The sequence below is a fragment of the Bowmanella yangjiangensis genome (assembly GCF_017255015.1).
GTDB classification, from domain to species: domain Bacteria; phylum Pseudomonadota; class Gammaproteobacteria; order Enterobacterales; family Alteromonadaceae; genus Bowmanella; species Bowmanella yangjiangensis.
The window spans coordinates 1-696 of record NZ_JAFKCS010000408.1 but is presented as its reverse complement, the minus strand read 5'-3'; the positions used below and the strand labels follow the sequence as shown (position 1 = coordinate 696).

Here is a 696-nt window from a genome sequence, read left to right as displayed (position 1 = left end):
CCAGCGCAACGAATCGGAGGTGAGTGCGGGCGGGCAGCGCGTTGACCGCAACTATCGCAGCTACGCCTCGGTGCTGAGTCTGCAGCAGCCGTTGTTCGACTACGCCGCCTGGGCCGACTATCGCCAGGGCGTGGCGCGCGCCCTGCTGGCCGATGAGCGCTTCCGTGCACGCAGCCAGGAGCTGGCGGTGCGCCTGTTCGAAGCCTACAGCCAGGCACAGCTCAGCGACGAGCGCATCCAGCTGGCGCGCGCCCAGCGCCGTGCTCTGGTCGAGCGCCTGCGCCTCAATCGACACCTGCTCCAGGCCGGCGAGGGCACCCGGACCGATGAGCTGGAAACCGAGGCGCGCCTGGCCCTGGCCGAGGCCGAGCTGATCCAGGCGCGGGATGACCTCGATGTCGCCTTGCGCACGCTGGAGAGCATCGTCGGCGAGCCTCTGGATCGTGCCGATCTGCTGCCACTGGCCGACGACTTCACCGTGCAGCCGCTGCAACCGGCGCGCTTCGAGGCCTGGCGCGATCTGGCCATCGCCGGCAATGCCGAACTGGCGGCGCAGCGCCAGGCCGTCGAGGTGGCTGCGCGAACGATCGACAGGCAACGTGCCGGGCACCTGCCGACCCTGAGCCTGGTGGCCAGCAACCGTCTGACCAGCTCCGACTCGGAGAGCAGCTACAACCAGAAGTACGACACCGACAG

At 69.4% G+C, this 696-nt stretch carries 1 protein-coding gene; it reads left to right on the top strand.

All coding sequences use genetic code 11. The features are described 5' to 3' along the window. A partial coding sequence (locus J0A65_RS24845) for a TolC family protein (protein ID WP_206596905.1) occupies positions 1-696 on the top strand: 696 nt, incomplete at both ends.